Annotated in this window: 13 protein-coding genes; 9 read left to right on the top strand and 4 right to left on the bottom strand. The window is 44.4% G+C overall.

Annotated features, from left to right (window positions below; all coding sequences use genetic code 11):
- Nucleotides 1–124: 124 nt before the first annotated feature.
- Nucleotides 125–1,960: a DEAD/DEAH box helicase gene (locus H9626_RS05875; protein WP_191709897.1), complete on the top strand. Its 1,836-nt coding sequence runs from the start codon at nt 125–127 to the stop codon at nt 1,958–1,960.
- A 99-nt stretch (nt 1,961–2,059) separates the two neighbouring features.
- On the opposite strand, the gene H9626_RS05870 is transcribed toward H9626_RS05875, so the two are convergent.
- Nucleotides 2,060–3,550: an oligosaccharide flippase family protein gene (locus H9626_RS05870; RefSeq protein WP_191709896.1), complete on the bottom strand. Its 1,491-nt coding sequence runs from the start codon at nt 3,548–3,550 to the stop codon at nt 2,060–2,062.
- A 5-nt stretch (nt 3,551–3,555) separates the two neighbouring features.
- Nucleotides 3,556–4,587 carry a Holliday junction branch migration DNA helicase RuvB gene (ruvB, locus tag H9626_RS05865; RefSeq protein WP_178255636.1) on the bottom strand — a complete coding sequence of 344 codons (1,032 nt, stop codon included), beginning with the start codon at nt 4,585–4,587 and terminating at the stop codon, nt 3,556–3,558.
- 233 nt (nt 4,588–4,820) lie between these two features.
- Here ruvB and H9626_RS05860 point away from each other — a divergent pair, with 233 nt between their 5' ends.
- Nucleotides 4,821–5,978: a glycoside hydrolase family 43 protein gene (locus H9626_RS05860; RefSeq protein ID WP_191709895.1), complete on the top strand. Its 1,158-nt coding sequence runs from the start codon at nt 4,821–4,823 to the stop codon at nt 5,976–5,978.
- A 360-nt stretch (nt 5,979–6,338) separates the two neighbouring features.
- Here H9626_RS05860 and H9626_RS05855 read toward each other — a convergent pair whose 3' ends face one another.
- Both H9626_RS05855 and H9626_RS05850 read right to left on the bottom strand, forming a co-directional pair.
- Entirely contained in the window at nt 6,339–7,304 is a 966-nt protein-coding gene (locus H9626_RS05855) for a Rossmann-fold NAD(P)-binding domain-containing protein (protein ID WP_178255638.1), read from the bottom strand.
- A 137-nt stretch (nt 7,305–7,441) separates the two neighbouring features.
- Nucleotides 7,442–8,689 (bottom strand): glutamate-5-semialdehyde dehydrogenase, encoded by a 1,248-nt coding sequence (locus H9626_RS05850; protein WP_191709894.1) that lies wholly within the window; start codon nt 8,687–8,689, stop codon nt 7,442–7,444.
- Between the two features lie 322 nt (nt 8,690–9,011).
- Between H9626_RS05850 and H9626_RS05845 the strand changes: the two genes are divergently transcribed.
- The 7 genes from H9626_RS05845 to H9626_RS05815 all read left to right on the top strand — a co-directional run bounded on the left by H9626_RS05845 (nt 9,012) and on the right by H9626_RS05815 (nt 18,797).
- Complete coding sequence (locus H9626_RS05845; protein WP_178255640.1) at nt 9,012–9,572, top strand: DUF3575 domain-containing protein; 561 nt, start codon at nt 9,012–9,014, stop codon at nt 9,570–9,572.
- Between the two features lie 17 nt (nt 9,573–9,589).
- Nucleotides 9,590–11,053 carry a DUF3868 domain-containing protein gene (locus H9626_RS05840; protein ID WP_225230898.1) on the top strand — a complete coding sequence of 488 codons (1,464 nt, stop codon included), beginning with the start codon at nt 9,590–9,592 and terminating at the stop codon, nt 11,051–11,053.
- A 68-nt stretch (nt 11,054–11,121) separates the two neighbouring features.
- The gene (locus tag H9626_RS05835) at nt 11,122–12,153 is read left to right on the top strand and encodes a hypothetical protein (RefSeq protein ID WP_191709893.1); all 1,032 of its coding nucleotides are present in this window, start codon (nt 11,122–11,124) and stop codon (nt 12,151–12,153) included.
- A 137-nt stretch (nt 12,154–12,290) separates the two neighbouring features.
- Entirely contained in the window at nt 12,291–13,259 is a 969-nt protein-coding gene (locus H9626_RS05830) for a FimB/Mfa2 family fimbrial subunit (protein WP_191709892.1), read from the top strand.
- Nucleotides 13,260–13,288: 29 nt separating this feature from the next.
- Entirely contained in the window at nt 13,289–14,233 is a 945-nt protein-coding gene (locus H9626_RS05825) for a DUF4906 domain-containing protein (protein WP_191709891.1), read from the top strand.
- A gap of 11 nt (nt 14,234–14,244) precedes the next feature.
- Entirely contained in the window at nt 14,245–17,304 is a 3,060-nt protein-coding gene (locus H9626_RS05820) for a DUF4906 domain-containing protein (protein ID WP_191709890.1), read from the top strand.
- Between the two features lie 803 nt (nt 17,305–18,107).
- On the top strand, nt 18,108–18,797 hold the full coding sequence (locus tag H9626_RS05815) for a S24/S26 family peptidase (RefSeq protein ID WP_191709889.1): 690 nt from the start codon (nt 18,108–18,110) through the stop codon (nt 18,795–18,797).
- The last annotated feature ends 94 nt before the right edge of the window (nt 18,798–18,891 follow it).

Below are 18,891 nucleotides of genomic sequence, written 5' to 3'. Positions count from 1 at the left end.
GCATTCGAACAGTAAAAGCCCGGTTCTTCAATCGCTGATAGTTTGGTAAAAAAGTGCATAGAAATACCTATATATCAGTAAATGTGCGTATCTTTGCAGCCGAATTAGATATTTGAAACGATAAATGAAAACATTTGAAGAATTGGGCGTTTCCCCGGAAATACGCAAAGCAATCGAAGAAATGGGATATGAGCATCCCATGCCCGTACAAGAAGAAGTAATACCTTATTTGCTGGGGAACGGTAATGACGTAGTGGCTCTGGCACAAACCGGAACCGGAAAAACAGCCGCATTTGGTCTGCCGCTGATACAAAAAATTGATATTAAGAACCGTGTGCCGCAAGCACTTATCCTTTGTCCTACACGCGAACTGTGTTTGCAGATAGCAGGAGACTTAACAGATTATTCCAAGTATATCACCGACCTGAAAATATTGCCTGTATACGGCGGCTCGTCCATAGAAAGCCAAATACGGAGCTTGAAAAAAGGGGTACACATCATCGTGGCTACTCCGGGACGTCTCATCGACTTGATGGAGCGCAAGGTGGCTCGTCTGGAAACCATCCGTGATGTGGTTATGGACGAGGCTGACGAAATGTTGAACATGGGATTTACCGACAGCATCAATGCCATCTTGGAACAAGTACCTGAAGACCGCAATACGCTGATGTTCTCGGCTACGATGAGCCCTGAAATCTCACGTATCGCCAAAACCTATCTGCACGATGCCAAAGAAATTACCATCGGTACGAAAAACGAGGGAAGCAAAAACGTTCATCACATTGCTTATACTGTACATGCCAAAGATAAATACTTGGCGTTGAAACGTGTGGTCGACTTTTATCCGCAGATTTACGGTATCATTTTCTGCCGCACACGCAAGGAAACGCAAGAAATTGCCGACAAGTTGATTCAAGACGGCTATAATGCCGATTCGCTGCACGGTGAATTGAGTCAGGCGCAACGCGACTTGGTGATGCAGAAATTCCGCCAGCGTCATTTGCAGTTGCTGGTGGCTACCGACGTGGCTGCCCGCGGACTGGATGTTAACGACCTGACTCATGTAATCAACTACGGACTGCCCGATGATACGGAAAGTTACACGCACCGCAGCGGACGTACCGGACGTGCCGGAAAAACGGGTGTCTCTATTTCTATCATCAACCTGCGCGAGAAAGGGAAAATGCGCGAAATAGAACGGATTATCAAAAAGAAATTCGACCTCGGCACATTGCCTTCGGGAAAGGAAATCTGTGAGCAACAGCTCATCAAGGTTATCGACGACATCGAAAAGGTAAAAGTAGATGAGGAAGAAATCGAAACGTTCTTGCCAAGCATTTACCGCAAATTCGAGTGGCTGAGCAAAGAAGATTTGATTAAGCGCGTGGTATCAATGGAGTTCAACCGATTCCTTGATTACTATAAGAATGCGCCTGAAATCGAACAACCGAATGCCGAGAACAAGAAGGGAGAACGCAAGGAGCGCAAAGAGCGGGGCGGCGAACGTTCGCGCAAGGCTGAGAAAGGTTACACGAGACTGTTCTTGAATTTAGGAAAGACGGACGGCTTCTTCCCTAATCAGATTATCGACATGATTAACCGTCATATCAAGAAAGAACGCATCCAGATAGGACGAATCGACTTGATGCAGAACTTTTCTTTCTTTGAAGTTATTGAGCCGCAAGCCGCACTGGTAGTGAAGGCTTTAAACAAGACTTCGGTTAACGGCCGTAAAGTGGTAGTGGAATATGCCGATGAGAATAGTGGAAAGAGCGACAAGGCAGGCAAAAAGCGCGATAAAAAAGAGTCGGGCAAACGGAAAAAAGAAGAAGCGGTAAAACCTGCCAAATCGAAACGGAAAGACGATTGGAAGCAGTTCTTCCAACAGGATAATGAGGATTTCGATGCAGGTTTCATGGATGAAAACTGGGGAAAACGCGGAAAGAAGCGTAAAAAATAAGCCGATTCACATCACAACATAAAAGCAGAAAAAGGGAGGAATACCGGAACATGCAAAAGCATCTATCCGGATATTCCTCCCTCTTTCATTATAAGCGGCTTACTTTACAAACCGGTTGATTATCGGAATGCTTTTCAGCGGCAGATCTTTCTTTACTATATAAGCTACAAATACAAGGATTAACAGCGTGCGGTATATCAAACGCAACACAACATTTGGTATCTCTACTGCTTGATAAAGAGCAAACAGTACCACAGCCAGTATCAAATAAACTGCCATTTCCTTCAAAGGATAGGAAACCGGATATTTCTTTTGCCCGATAACGTATGAAAGCAACGTAATCACTCCGTATCCCGCAACTGATGCCCACGCCGAGGCAACATATCCATAACGGGGCACAAGACAAACGTTTAATACAAGTATCACTATACAGCCTATCAACGAAAAATAAGCTCCCCATCGGGTCTCGTCGGTCAGTTTATACCAGAATGACAAGTTAAAGTAAATGCCTTTAAAGATTTCAGCTCCCATTACGATGGCTACTACGCCCAGCCCTTCCCAATAGTCGCTCGCCACCATGTATTTCAAAATATCCATGTATCCCATCACCGCCAAGAATGCGAGCAGCGAAAAGATGAAGAAGTATTTCATGGCGGCAGCATACACCTTACGGTTGTCTGCATCTTTTGTTTTCCCGAATACAAAGGGTTCGTAAGCGTATCGGAATGCTTGTGTAAACATCGCCATAACGAGCGCAACTTTACTGGTTGCACTATAAATACCTAACTGAACCAAACCTTCCTGACGGTCATCGAACAAAAAGGGATAAATCATCTTGTCAATCGTCTGGTTCAAAATGCCTACCAGCCCGAAGATAAGAATAGGAAATGAATAGGTTATCATTTTCTTCATCAGTCCCCAATCAATGCGGTAAGAAAATCCGCGCAGTTCCGATGAGAAAAAAAACATCTGTACGGCAGACATGATAAGGTTTGACGCAAAGATATATCCTACTAAATAATTGGGATTGTAAAAAGATGAAACCCAATCGTAACCCTGTGCATCAAGCCACGGACAGAGCAACAAAAAGAACAGGTTCAAACAGATATTCCCGATGATATTAAACAGCTTTATCGCGGCAAACTTTATGGGACGTTTCTTATAGCGCAAATAGGCAAAGGGTATGCACTGAAAAGAATCGAGTGCAACCACCAGCACCATCATCCCTACGTAATCGGGATGGTCGGGATAACCTAAAAATGCCGAAATAGGATGTAAGAAAATGATGCAGAGCGCCACAAATACTAACGACAGCCCGCCTACAAACAGCAACGTATTGGCATAAACTTTTTCAGGGTTCTCGCCCGACTTATTGGCAAAACGGAAAAAGCCGGTTTCCATTCCGAAAGTAAGCAATACCAATATCAAAGCTGTATAGGCGTACACGTTAGAGACCACACCATATCCTCCCGACGCTGCCGGCAATACAACCGTATAAAGCGGAACCAGCAGATAATTCAAGAAACGCCCTACAATACTGCTCACTCCATAAATGGCAGTATCTTTAGCCAAAGATTTCAACTCAGCCATAAAACTTAATCAAACAAAGTCCTGTTATTATTACCATTATAAATACTCCTTCCCAAATGCTTATAAGCCAGTTCGGTCACTTCCCTGCCGCGAGGCGTACGTTTCAAGAATCCTTCTTTGATCAAAAAAGGCTCATACACTTCTTCCAGTGTACCGGGATCTTCACCCAGCGCCGTGGCGATGGTGGTCAATCCCACAGGGCCGCCTTTAAACTTATCTATAATCGTACAGAGTATCTTATTATCTATCTCGTCCAGTCCGTAGCGATCGATGTTCAATGCCTCAAGCGCATAGCGGGCTATCTCGATGGTGATACGTCCGGAGCCTTTTACTTGGGCAAAATCGCGCACGCGGCGTAACAAAGCGTTGGCAATACGGGGCGTTCCGCGACTGCGTGAAGCGATTTCGCCGGCGGCTTCCACGTCGCAGGGAACATTCAGTATCTTCGATGAGCGAAGGATAATTTTCGTCAGCACCGAGTCGTCGTAATACTCCAAATGCAAGTTGATGCCGAAGCGGGCACGGAGCGGAGCCGTAAGCAAACCGCTGCGAGTGGTGGCACCCACCAGTGTGAAAGGATTCAAATCGAGTTGGATGCTTCGTGCCGAAGGCCCTTTATCTATCATGATATCAATGCGGTAGTCTTCCATTGCCGAATACAGATACTCCTCCACTACCGGACTAAGGCGATGTATTTCGTCGATAAACAACACGTCGTTCGGTTCCAAACTGGTCAAAACTCCTGCCAAATCGCCCGGCTTATCGAGGACCGGCCCTGAAGTGACCTTAAATCCCACTCCCAATTCGTTGGCAATAATATTACTCAATGTAGTTTTACCTAATCCCGGAGGGCCGTGTAATAACACATGATCAAGTGCCTCGGCACGCAAACGGGCAGCTTTTACAAAGATGCGCAGATTATCCACCACCTTGTCTTGTCCGCTAAAATCTCCGAATTGCAACGGGCGAAGTGCATTTTCGAAATCACGTTCTTTACCCGTCGGTTTATAGTCTCGTATGTCGAATTGTTCTTCCATATCAATGCAAAAGTACAAACTATAAATGAAAAAAAGGGGCGAAAAGCAGATAAATTCATGAAAACAAGAACCGCCTGACGCCCGCATCGGAAAATAGAAATCCGCCCCATAAGCGCACTCCAAACGCCGAAAAGATACATGTTGCCTGATTTTTATTGTATTCCGCTTGATTTTTATCGGCTTCTCCTGCTGATTTTCTGTAAGTTTGCCTCCACTAAAACCTAATTATGTATATGAAAAAGACAACTTTATTTGTATGGGCCGTGTGTATCTGCACGCTGGCTCTTTCGGCTTGCACACAGCAACAAGAGGCTAAAGAGATTCGTCCGATGGAAATATGGCCGGATAATGCGGGCGTACATGTCAACGCACATGGAGGCGGTATTCTTTATCACGAGGGTACGTATTATTGGTACGGCGAAAACAAATCGGACACAACAAGCAGTGCGATGGTGGGTATCATGTGTTATTCATCACCGAATCTTACCGATTGGAAAAACGAAGGTGCCGTGTTGCCCGTAGTGACCAACGACACGACCAGCGAAATAACGCAAGGCTGTATCATGGAACGCCCGAAGGTGATTTACAATGAAAAGACGGGCAAATTCGTAATGTGGTTTCACTTGGAGCTGAAAGGCAAGGGATATGCGGCCGCACGTTCGGCGGTGGCGGTAGCCGACCGTCCGACAGGACCTTTCAAATACCTCCGTTCCGGACGCATCAATCCGGGGAAATTGCCGTTCGACATGACTGACGAGCAGCGTGCGGTACTGGATACGCTGGATGCCGGGAAATATACCGAATGGTGGACACCGGCTTGGTATGACGCCATCGCCAAAGGACTGTTCGTGAAACGCGATTTGGAGGGCGGACAGATGGCAAGAGACATGCAGTTATTTGTAGACGACGACGGCAAGGCATATCACATTTATTCATCGGAAGATAACTTGACTCTTCATATAGCCGAATTGAGCGACGATTACCAAAGCCACACGGGAAAATATACGCGCATCGCACCTGCCGGACACAATGAAGCGCCTGCCTTGTTCAAGAAAGACGGTACGTATTGGATGATTACTTCGGGATGTACAGGCTGGGACCCGAACGAGGCACGCATGTTTTCCGCACCGAGCATCTGGGGACCGTGGACGCAACACCCCAATCCGTGTGTAGGCAAGGATGCCGAACTCACCTTCCACGGACAGAGTACGTTTGTACTTCCTGTTCCCGGTAAAAAGGATGCTTTCATTTTCATGGCTGATAACTGGCGGCCGAAGCATCCGAGCGACGCACGGTATATCTGGCTGCCGATTCAGTTTAACGAAGGCAAACCGGTTATCCAGTGGAGAGACAGTTGGACGATAAACGACTTCGACCACTTACTTAACTAACGGCTTTCAATGCGAAACGGCTGGCGACAGCACACCGCCTGCATCACGAAAGCATTCTCACACACTACCGCTTGAATCGGATTTCTTAGCCGATAAACCCGTGACTGGAAACAAGCGAAAACGCTACCCATAAAACAGACCGGTTCTATGGGTAGCGTTGTTAGTTTCTACCCATAGAACCGGTCAACTCTTCCGCATGAATTTTCAGGCTTCACACGCAGGGCAAAAAAGGCGTATTTCCTACGCATTTTTAAGCATAAAACGTAGGGGCGTATCGCATACGCCCAAAAACATCCACGCCAATAAGCCCATGTATTCAGGGCGTATCGCATACGCCCCTACATCAGCTGATACGCGGAATTACTTCAGCCCTTCCAACATTCTCTTCAATACGACCGTTGCCGAAATCTCCCGGTTAGCAGCTTCGGGTATCACGAGCGAGGTGGGTGCTTCTATCACGTCGTCGGTCACAATCATGTTACGGCGGACGGGCAGACAGTGCATAAAGAAAGCATTGTTCGTCACCGCCATGTGTGCCTCATCTACCGTCCAACTCATATCCTTACTCAATACTTTTCCGTAATCGGCAGGATTCGTCACGCCCGGACATGCCCAGTTTTTCGCATAAATAAAGTCAGCGCCCTCAAAGGCTTTCATCTGATCGTATTCCACCCGTGCCCCGCGAACAAACTTCGGGTCGAGTTCGTAACCGTGCGGATGGGTAATCACGAAATCCACATCGGCTTCATTCATAAAGTCGGCAAACGAATTGGGCACGGCTTGAGGCAGTGCGCGCGGATGAGGTGCCCACGTCAGTACCACCTTCGGACGTTCCGTCCGTTTGTACTCTTCAATCGTAATCAGGTCGGCAAACGCCTGCAAGGGATGTCCCGTAGCGGCTTCCATCGAAAATACCGGCTTGCCGGAATACCGGATGAACTGGTTGAGGATTTTTTCGGTATAATCGTCGTCACGGCTCTCAAAGCGGGCAAACGAACGTACTCCGATGATGTCGCAGTAAGATGCCATAACAGGAATCGCTTCCAACAGGTGTTCGCTCTTGTCGCCGTCCATTATTACGCCACGCTCCGTTTCGAGCTTCCATGCTCCCTGATTTACGTCTAACACAATTACGTCCATACCCAAGTTACGGGCTGCCTTCTGGGTACTCAGGCGAGTACGCAAACTGTTGTTAAAAAATATCAGCAAACAGGTTTTGTGATGACCCAGCGATTCATATTTATAACGGTCTTTCTTAATTTCAAAGGCCTCGGCAAGGGCTGTTTTCAAATCGCCCAAATCGAATACATTGGTATAGGTTCTCATAAGCTATCTATAAATTAGGTTTTGGCAAATATACATATAATAAAGTACAAAATTAATTGATATGACGAAGAAACGCAGATTTTCGCATATTCACGCAGATTGAATTGATAATTAAATTATTATCTGCGTTTCAATCCTTATTTCCTGATTTGTCCGTTACCTTCAATCAGCCACTTATAGGTGGTTATCTCGCGCAGCCCCATCGGACCGCGGGCGTGCAGCTTCTGGGTGCTGATGCCTATTTCGGCTCCCAAGCCAAACTGTGCGCCGTCGGTAAACGAGGTGGGGGCATTGGTATACACGCAGGCGGCATCTACCGCACGCTGGAAAAACGAAGCGGCTTTCAAGTCTTCGGTCACGATGCTCTCGCTGTGTTTCGAACCATATTTATATATATGTGTAACCGCTTCTTCTACGCTGCCCACGGTTTTTATCGCCATCTTGTAGTCCAGAAACTCCGTTCCGTAGCTGGAGGCGTCTGCTTTACAGAGCCACTCGGCAGGATAATTACCCTCCAATGCGCGATATGCCGTCTCATCGGCATAAAGTATTACGCGGCTTGCCTGCAAAGGAGCGCAAAGCTGCGGCAAATCTGCCAAACGCGCGGAGTGAACCAGCAGGCAGTCGAGCGCATTGCATACGCTGACGCGGCGCGTCTTGGCATTGTTGATAATCGCCGCTCCTTTGGTAACATCGCCTGCCGCATCGAAATACGTATGACAAATCCCCGCCCCCGTTTCAATGACCGGCACAGTTGCTTCGCGGCGCACATAAGTAATCAGTCCGCTGCTGCCGCGCGGAATTATCAGGTCAACATATCCTTCGGCATGAAGCAGTTCGGCAGTCGATTCTCGGTCGGGCGGAAGCAGAGCCACCGTGTTCGGGTCGACACCGAAACGCTCCAGCGTACGGTGAATCACTTCCACTATCGCCCGGTTCGAGCAGTCGGCATCGCTGCCGCCTTTCAACAGGCAGGCACTTCCGCTCTTCAGACAAAGTGAAAAGACATCGAAGCTAACGTTGGGACGCGCCTCGTAGATGACACCGATAACGCCGAAAGGAACACTGACTTTCTTCAGGTGTAACCCGTTGGGTAACGTACGTTCTTCTAACGTCAGGTTCAGGGGTGAAGGCAGGTTTGCCACATTCCGCATATCGGAGGCAATGCCTTCCAAACGTTCGGGCGTCAATTTCAGTCTGTCATATTTGGGATTGTCAGGATTCATACGTAACAAGTCCTCGGCATTGGCTGCAAGAATGGTATCGGCAGACCGCAAAGCCTCATCCGCGGTAGCGCGCAATACATCGTTAATAAGTTTTTCGTCCGCCATAGCCAACCGGCGCGAAGCGGAACGAACGCTCTGAAAAGTTTCAAGTAAATTCATTTCTGTTGTTTTATTAGGCACTTTATCGGCAAATTTAGCTTTTCTTCTGAAATTCTTTACATAGGTTTCAATAAAATTCATAAGCAAAAGATTTCCCAATTTGTCAATTCGTCTCATTTACGGAATGAGAAGCAATCGGCCCGATTTATGGGATAACCAATTATATATAAATAATTTACCAATTTGTCTTTCAGTATTTATGACAAAATAGGAATCCGTTTCTGACATATTGGGAATTGCTTCACGACGAAAAATTATCTCCTTAGCTTAATTTTGACAGCGAAAACGAAATATTAAGAGAACAAAAAAAGATTTTAATATTATGAGAAAGGTATTCGTTTGGATTATGTTCCTGTTTGTCACACTGACGGCTTCGGCACAGAAAGTTGCTGTCAAGACAAACCTGCTGTACGACGTGACTACCACGCTCAACTTAGGGGCAGAGTTCCGGTTAGCTCCCAAGTGGACATTAGATGTATCGGGAAATTACAATCCCTTCCACTTTAAAAATGACAAGAAAATGAAACACTGGCTCGTGCAACCCGAAGCACGCTACTGGCTCTGCGAGGCATTTAACGGTCATTTCTTTGCGCTCCATGCACTGGGCGGACAGTTTAACGTAGCGGGCATGGACTTGGGGATTTTCCCGTCTTTTAAAAACAATCGTTATCAAGGATGGATGGTAGGCGCAGGCATCGGCTACGGCTATCAGTTTGTGCTGGGTAAACATTGGAACTTAGGGCTTGAAATAGGAGCGGGATGGATTCATGCCGATTATGACAAGTACGAATGCCCTCACTGCGGGGAGTGGAAAGGAAGCGACAAGAAAGACTATTTCGGTGTGACCAAAGCTGCCGTATCGCTGATTTACATAATTAAATGATGATGGAGGAACGCACAATGAAAAAACATATTCTATCTTTAGCTATCCTGCTGGCAGCAGGCGGATATGCCTTCGGGCAAACGGTTTACCTGAGTGAAATCAAAGTGACAAACCGCGAGGTGACGAAAACTGCCGACCGGCAGGCGAATGTGAGCATGGAGCTGAACCTTGATGAGCTGGACATGAAACGGCAACACTCGTTGCGACTCACGCCGGTTATCCTTTCGGCAGACGGAAGCCAAGAGGCGGAATTGCCTCCGGTGATTATCAACGGTAAAGTGCGCGACCGTGTACAGCAGCGCGTAGAAACGCTCGACCATGTGCGGCTGAATCCTGATGCCATAGCGGTGATACGCCGTAAAAATGGTTCGGAACAAACCGTGGAATACATGGCATCGGTTCCGTTCAAACGTTGGATGATAGGCGGAAACATACAGTTACGCGGACAGGTCATCGGATGTGCACTCTGCAATGAGGGTGGCGAAACAGCTACCACAGGCGACATTTTCCCGCCCATGAATCCTACTTATTACAAGCCGTTTATTGCTCCGAAAGAAGAGGTGGTGAAACGCCGTTCCGAAACACGCGCGGCTCATATCCAGTTCCGGCAAGACAGCCATCGGATTGACCCGAATTACTTAAACAATCGTTCGGAGCTTGACAGTGTGCATCATTCCATCGAAGTAGTGAAAGACAATGATGACCTGACTATTACGGGTATCTACGTTACAGGATATGCTTCGCCCGAAGGCAAGTTCGACTATAACATGAACCTCTCGGAACGCCGTGCGAAAGCCTTTACCGAATACGTAAAGAAAGACATGGAGAACATTGATCCTGCCATCTATCATGTGGCATGGAAAGGTGAAGACTGGGAAGGGCTGCGCCGCGAAGTGGAAAAACGCCCGCAACTGTTGAAACAGAATGAGGTATTAGACATCATAGACAACTGCGGAGGCGACAAGGATGCCTGCGAAGAACAGTTGAAGGCCCTTGTACCGCCTGAAATCTACCAGCGTTTGCTCAACGAAATGTATCCTCCCGTACGCCGCAACGAATACCGCGTAGAGTATAATGTGCGTCATTTCACCATCGAAGAAGGACGGAAAATGATTCAGTCTCGCCCCGACCTGATGAGTGTAAGCGAAATACAACAGGTGGCAGACAGTTACGGAAAAGGCACGCCCGAATATACGGAATGTTTGTTAGCGGGAGTGAAAGGACATCCCACCGATGTTACTGCACTTAACAACGCTGCGCTGGCGCTGATTGAAGCCAATCGCACTGCCGAGGCTGCCGAAATGTTGGAACGTGCTCCGCAAGACGGTGCCCTGCAGAACATGCTGGGTGCGGCATACATCAGCATGGGCGAAACAGCAAAGGCCGAAGCCGCTTTCCGCCGCGCCGCCGAAGCCGGTTACACACAAGCGTCCGACAACTTGAATCAGCTCCTCCGCTATAACGAGTACATGGCTGAATAATAGAAGTCAATCAAAATAAAGAACGAAAACTATTAATATCAAACTGTTTAACTAAAAATTTTTGTATTATGAAACTTTCAAAGAGTTTGTTTTTAGCATTTGCGGGCTTGGGTTTGTTCGCGTGCTCAAATGAAGATGTTGTAGAAAATGGTGGCATTCAAGGTGACGCTTCGGTAAGAGTACACATTTCTACTGATGCTTTAGCAAGTAGAGTAGGTGAATCAACACTTGAAACTGAAGATGTAGAAATTCAAGAAATTACACTAACATTGACTGCAAGTGTCGGTGGTAAGGAAGCAGGTCCATTTACTTCAATAGAGGAAGCTAATGAATTTGTATTTAAAGGAGTACGTGGCCCGCAAAAACTTGCTGTTTCTATCAATGACGGTAAAGCAACCATGACTTTGGATGCTGTTCAAACAGGACTTGCAGCTCCGATGTTTGCAGAAGAAAACATTACGGCAGAAGATTACGATGAAGCATCTAAGACTTATACCGTAGCTTTGAATCCGGAACATAAAACTGCTTATCTGAACTTCTCTAATATCAGCCACGATGATAGCGAAGGTGCCTGCTGGTTCCAGACTATTACTTTTGACGGTTTGTTTATGAACGGCGTTAAATTGAGCGAAGATGCTGTATCTACAACTTACAATAGTTGGGCTGAAGCATCTGCTAATACTTCAATTAGCGATGCCATTGGTGCTGATTGGAAAACAGGAGGTCCATGGGCAGGTCCTTACAGCTACAATGTATTCCCGGGTAAGCCTATCCTGACTTTGTGTTACAGCAATATTACAGTTACTCCAGACCGCGTTTGGGTTGATGGTCCTATCAAAGGTGCTGGTTATGCAACTGTAAAAGATTATATTGTCTCAAACGCTGCTGATCTGACAGCAGAAGAACAAGCCGGATTAGGAATTAATGATGAAGGTAAAATTACCGAATTTAAAGCAGGTTATGTATATAACTTTGACGGTTTGAAAGTACCCGATAAAGCTATCGGTAATACTATTATTGGTGCTGAAGATGTAAACGTAGTTGCTGAAGTTTCTATCAAACCGTGGAAATTGGTCGACGGTACTGTTACTTGGAACTAATATCCTCCATATAAACAACTGTTTTTTCTTGCTCCACAAGCAAGAGCATAAAGGAAAACCGGGGCGGTCCACTCGTTCTGCCCGCCCCGGTTATCTTCAGATTCAAACATACAGTTTTCTAAAAAACCAAGAAATTTATGCTAAGATATATACGAATAATGTTTACCGCAGCGATTGCGCTCGTCCTGGCAACCGGCTGCATCAAGGAAGATTTCGATGATTGCGATAACGTAACCATCTACTTCCAATATCTCGCCGACGGCGATAAGGATGTGCTGTATCAATACATGGATAAAGTAGACCTGTATGTTTTCGACGAAGGCGGGCACATCTTAGGTGTCGGCACTTACAATCAGGACGAACTGGCGACATTCTCCGCCAAACCGTCGTTCAAGCTACGACCCGGACAACGCTACAAAGTAGTTGCTGTGGGTAATGCCTACGACGCTACGCAAGTAGTAAACGTAACTGCTACCAGTTTTGATGACATCTTCCTCCAAAGCCCGAACTGGGGAGACGAGACCGAGGATGTCGTAACCAATCACGACCACAACTATTTGGGTCAGCATGAATTTACGATGCCCTCGCAAGAAGGCGTGATGTATCGCGACACGGTAACACTGTACAGCGCCCACGTAAATGTGGATGTGCGCATCTACGGTCTGCCTGCCCCCACACGCCAGCAAGACGCATCCATCCCTTACCAGTTGAGCATCGAAAACTCGAATGCCCAATGTTCTTTCAATAACGAAATCAATACGGACGCTTCACAAAAAGGTACGATTTACCCCGAATTGGTATACGATGCCGAAAATCAGTGTTACCGCACGCAAGACCTCGCTCTTTTCCGTATGGACGACCACGGTGACGTTACTGCAGACTGCTGCGAACACACCCTCGTGCTTCGCGACCTGACAGCGGGCGAAGATGCTGCACCGCTCATCAGCGGAAATCTTTATAACTACATCACGCGCAACGATGCAATCGAAGAATCGGTAACCCTTCAAGAAGCCACACTTCCGATCGAAATACAATTCCACGGACTGAATGCCGAAATCGTTGTGCCCGACTGGGTGATTGTAGATGGCAAACCGGAGTGGAACTAACCTTTAAACAGATTAAGGAGATATAGCTTATGAAAAAGACAAACCGATATCTGAGTTTTCTGTTACTACTTTTATTAATTGGAGTAACAAGTTCTTGCATAAAAGACGATTACACTCCGGAGAGCAAGGAAAAGGCAAACGTATATGTCAAACTAAATACACGTGCCAACGATGATAATTTCTTAACTAACGAAGGGATAAAAACCGTTCGCCTTATTTTAGTGCAAGAAGGTCAAGTTATAATCAATCATCTTTTCTCTGTCAATACCGATAGTGAAGAAGAAACCTTTTCCATATTAGGGATACCTGCTCAAAACACCGATTTTTACGCCGTGGTCAATGAAGCCAGCGTTAATCAGAATTTCGATTCTTACGCTACGGGTAGTAGATTCGATGCTTCTGCCTTTAAAGGTACATTGCTTAGCGCTAATTTTCCTGCTACGTATTCGGATATAGCAAACAGCGGTCTGCCTATGGCAGGCGAGTTATTGCAACAATACATATCCGATGGATTTTCCGTGACAATTCCGGTTACCCGTGCTATAGCTCGCATCGACTTGAACATCACAAATAATTCAGGAGCTGACTTGCCGATAACTTCAGTCGACTTTGGTGCTTTCTTTACCAACCAAACTCCTCTGTTTTCTCAGGAAAATCTCGGAAGCACAAGCTATTCAAGTCACTCTTTCGAAGAAACAGAAACTATAAACAAAGGTGGTGATCATACATTTATCTATTACTTATATGAATCGAGAGCGGGCAACAACGCTTACACAGTAGGGCTGAATAACGGGCAGTATAAACCGATCGCAATAAAAAAAACAGAAAACAATCAACCCATCGACGAACTTTTACGTAACCAAATCTTGCGGATTAATGCCACGGTAAACGAAAGCGAAATTGAAGTGAATAACCTGCAAGTTGTTATTGCTCCGTGGGAAGAAAATAATGTAACAGTGCCACCCTTTGAATAATCATTTGTATTATGAAAAAGATAAGATATATCATATTAGCAGTCCTCTGTGCCGTAGGAGTATCGGCATGTCAGGACGATTTAACGATTGAAGGAAACGGAGTGGATGCAAGCCAAGCCATGCAAGTAAAATTGCAGTTCAGCGTGCCCAATTCTGAAGAAATAACCGTATCGCGTGCAAACAATGACAATGCAGAGTTAGGAGACTTACGCCTTTATATTTTTAATGGCGACAGCTTTTTAAAAGCACAAAACGCTACCAATATAACAAAAGGAGCAGCTACCAATGAAGGACAGTTATATACCGTAGATGCAACGCTGTATAAAGGTAAGCAAACCGTTTATGCCGTAGGAAACACTACCACACAAACAAACTATTGGACGAATCCTGTAGAAGCCTTAGATGCTGCCGCACAAAACGGAAAAACGGAATTTCTAAAGACACTGTATAATGTACGTCAAGACGTCATAAACGGGGGATTTGTTACATTTCCGGGGAATTACCGTCCCTTAGCCGGAAGTGGAGATATTACGGTAAGCGACAACGGAATACCCTCCGGAGAAATAAGGATGAAGCGCGAAGTTGCCCGTATCAAACTCAACATCAACATGAACTATACCGTTGAAAGTGGTGAGCGTAGAGGCAATACGGTTTCGTTTACCCCGCAAACTTATTCAGTTTATAACGTAGCGGGCAAGGCTTATGTAATGGAAGACGGCAATTCTCAAGATGCAGCCGTTTCCGAAGGTTTTTATGCAGTTGAAAACAGATCAAACTTCGATGTAAGCGATGGGCAGGTTGCAACGATTGGCGATGGTTTCAGTATTCCCGAAAACATCCAATACGCAAAAAAACCATGTACTACTTACAATGACCGCGAACGATGGAACGGCACTGAAAATTCGGGAGCCGATGACGATGCAAAGACATGGACCAACGCACCGGATTATGGCACTTATATCGTTATAAAAGGGAATTATTTGGAAACCGACGCCAGCGGTAAAGTAATCTACTCAGGAGCTACTTCTTACACTTTCCACTTAGGAAACTGGAATAATAACAATTTCGACAACTTTTCTGTAAAACGTAACAGCATTTACACTTATACAATGTCTGTTCTTGGAATAGAAAACATCAAAGTGGAAGTTGAAGAAGAAACAGATGGAGAACAACCCGGAGCTGAAGGAGATGTAATCGAATTGGATGAAGGTTCGGAAGTTTTCAATCTGGATGCTCATTACGAACAGGTGTACGTAGAATATAATCTTTCAGCCGTTGCCAATAATATAAAGATTAGTGGCATCAGCGAAAATGAAATAGAGGATGCCATAGCCACCAACTTTATGCTTTCCATTCATTCTCCTATGAACATTAAATCCGGAGCAGAAGAATTAATTCGTCCTTATACCGGTATCAACGAGGAAGCAGACATGACGGGTATTGATACCGAATGGGTTGAATTTTATTCACAAACCGGAAGAAATCAACTGTCTTCTTATACCAATGTGCGAGGCAATGAAAGTTATTTACTTACTCCGTGGCAGGCTTGTAAGAAAATGGGTGAAGCTGTAAAAGCCTTGATAGATAATCCTAATAATGCTCCTTCGATAACCGGTCTGCGTGTATCTCAATACGGGAATAGCTATTACGCTCGCTTTACCGTCTTTGTAGACGAATATTTTTACACTAAAGACTTAGAGGGCAACAAAGTATCTTGGGAAAAATTTACACGCGTAGAACCAAGAACACTGTTGATAGCCAGCAACTGGAAAGCCAGTCCGGACGGAAACAGTACCTATGCCAAAGCGCGTACTTACATATCTCAGGCTTCCATCATTACATTCTATAATACGGAAGCAGCTCAAACAACCAATGCTTTGGGTATTGAATCATACAATGAATACGGAGTGATTGAAGGTTTTGGCACTCCCCACAGTACGTATTATCGAAAAGCAAATTCAGAAGGCAATGAGATAAACGGACGCGCTAACATGAAAATGGATACATACGGAATGGAGTGGAATGAAGTTCCTTTCGGGCGTATCGGTTACCTTTCAGCTAATACAGGTACTGACGGACATACATGGAAGGAATTAAACGAAAGTGATAAACGTAACAGCGCATATTACGCTTGTTTATCACGCAACCGAGACTTGAACCGAAACGGGCAGATTGATGACGATGAAATTCGTTGGTATTTGCCTTCCCGCTCGCAATATTTACGTATGGGTATAGGAACAAATGCATTTAATACAGATGTAAGACTCTATACAGGAGACAAAAATAAAATGAATAAAAATAATTACCCGACAAGTTACGTAGACAAAGGAGCTTTATATTATTCCAATACGACGAATAACGAAGATAATAACCAAGATTTATGGGAACTTTATTGGGCAGTAGAAGTCGGGGCGTACGGTTCAAACCATAAAGGTAGCCCTATGTATGGAGCAAAAGCACAGATTCGCTGTGTGCGTAATTTACCAAGTTATAAGAATGTAGAATCCGACAAAAACTCGTACGGTGATGAAGCATTAGCCGGTCCTGTTTACGAACAACTTAAACGATTACAGGACGGCAACAGGAACTATCTTTTCGATTTTGATAACCGTATGGATAAAGACATCTATCGTTCAAGCGTTTTTAATGGACCGTATGCAGAACACGTTGAAACTAGTGAACAAAACAGATTATATAAAGCATTCATTGTAGCGAAAGATTACATAAAAAATCGAGGAAGAAATGCAACTTACTCTTCTGCAACTGGTGCTTCATCAGGTAAAAGCAATCCATGCTACAACTATTTTGAAGCCAGCGACAAGAGCGATATAGGAAAGTGGCGTACTCCCAATCTAAACGAATTAACTGTTATGTCAACAGTTGCAAACGAGTTAGATTTGGAAGCAAGCACTTTATCCAGCACTAAATTTACAAACCAAAATGTTCGATTCGGATTTCACTACAACGGTTCAATCATTTCTGCTTGGGATCCCGGACAAGGAAGTGGACCTATCCGCTGTGTCCGCGATGCAACCGATGAAGAAATCCAAAGTGCACAACCGGTTAATTAATACGAAGCAAAAACTTCATATACATAAATATCCCTCTTTGCGGAAAAGAGAAACCTTAGATTCAGTCGGTTTACGTAGATAAACATTGAATCTTTTCCTTCGGCAATGTCCGGTTCTTCGGCGGAAGAAACCGGGCATTACTATTTTTATAAATCGCTGAATAACAGCACTTATTTATCCCTTAAAACGCTACCGCAAGCGTTACTGTGTTTATGCGGATAAACCATGCCGTCCTATGGGTAGCGTTGAGGTGTCTTCCGAATAGAAAAAAACATGTTATTAAACACTCTCTTTAAGAAAATGATAAAACAAAACCTATCAAAACAAGATAAAAATGTAACTTTGCATCGCATTTTTAATAATACATTGTATAATAACAATATGGGATGGCATCAAATATATAAGCATAAGAAAAGCATATATGTATTTATGTGGGCTATAATTTCTTTAGTCTCCTCATATAGCAGCATCATCAAAGGAGATTTCAGTTTTATTGAAATAGGAGATTTTCAATGTGACATTATTGCCCCTCTGCTTATGTGGACAGTCGCCTTTTTCGCCGATTATATTTATACCATTTCAATGGTGAATCCTAAAAACGAAGAATTAGATAAAAGCTGGACACAAAAAACATACATCAGCATTTGTTTTATATTTATAATACTGACAGTCAGTTCATATCATAATGACTCCGTTATTATTAGAATTATTTGGATAACACTATTGTTTTACAATATTATTAGATTAAAAGTCGCATCATTAAATATTATACGACCGAGAATCGCGATTAAAACAGTTTAGAAATGACAAATTTGATTATATTAGGTATAGGAATTATATCATATATCATTGTACGCTCCCTCATAAACAAATCAACCATAAAGATGCCAGTTGTTTATGCGGGCAACCCAAGTTGCGGCAAACCCAATGTCAGAGAAATACCCCTACCCAAAAACAATCCCATTTACAGAGATGGTGATATTGAAAAAGATGTGTCAGAGTTGACCCAACTCATCGTAGAAGGACACTCTTTAGAACCTTTAGGCATCAAAGACGGGTCGATATTGTTTGTTGAACGTATCAATTATTCTACCGCCTATGATTTAAATCAACTCATAGGTCGTTTTATAGTTTTTAACATTGATAATGAACGTACATTACGAGAACATCCGCTAAAAAACATAACTGTTGAAGAAGGAGGATTAAAAGCCCGCAAGGCTGTCAAAATAGTAAGAACTAAACAACAGCAAGAACAATTCACGACAGAACTATCGACGTTTTTGGAAAAAGACCATGAGTACCAAAAAGAGACAAAAGAAAAAAAAGACTTTTTTCTTCAAAGAATAGTAACCAAATATATGTTTGCATCCGATTATTACCAAACGGATGACAACCTTATTATGTCAATAACATATAAGAATGGGAAAGACAAAGATTATTCTTTCCATTCCCCCAAATTCTTATACGGCATTGTAAAATACAACTCGATATAAAACAACGGGAACAGCCCCTAAAATCCTTACACATATCTTCGCCAAAAATTCATAATCTCAATTTTTATACTTATCTTTGCTATAAACAAAAACG

Origin of the sequence: Phocaeicola faecium (assembly GCF_014837055.1) — a bacterium.
In the GTDB taxonomy this organism is placed as follows: Bacteria; Bacteroidota; Bacteroidia; order Bacteroidales; family Bacteroidaceae; genus Phocaeicola; species Phocaeicola gallinarum.
The sequence above is the reverse complement of the archived record's forward strand: the minus strand, read 5'-3'. Positions and strand labels throughout refer to the sequence as shown.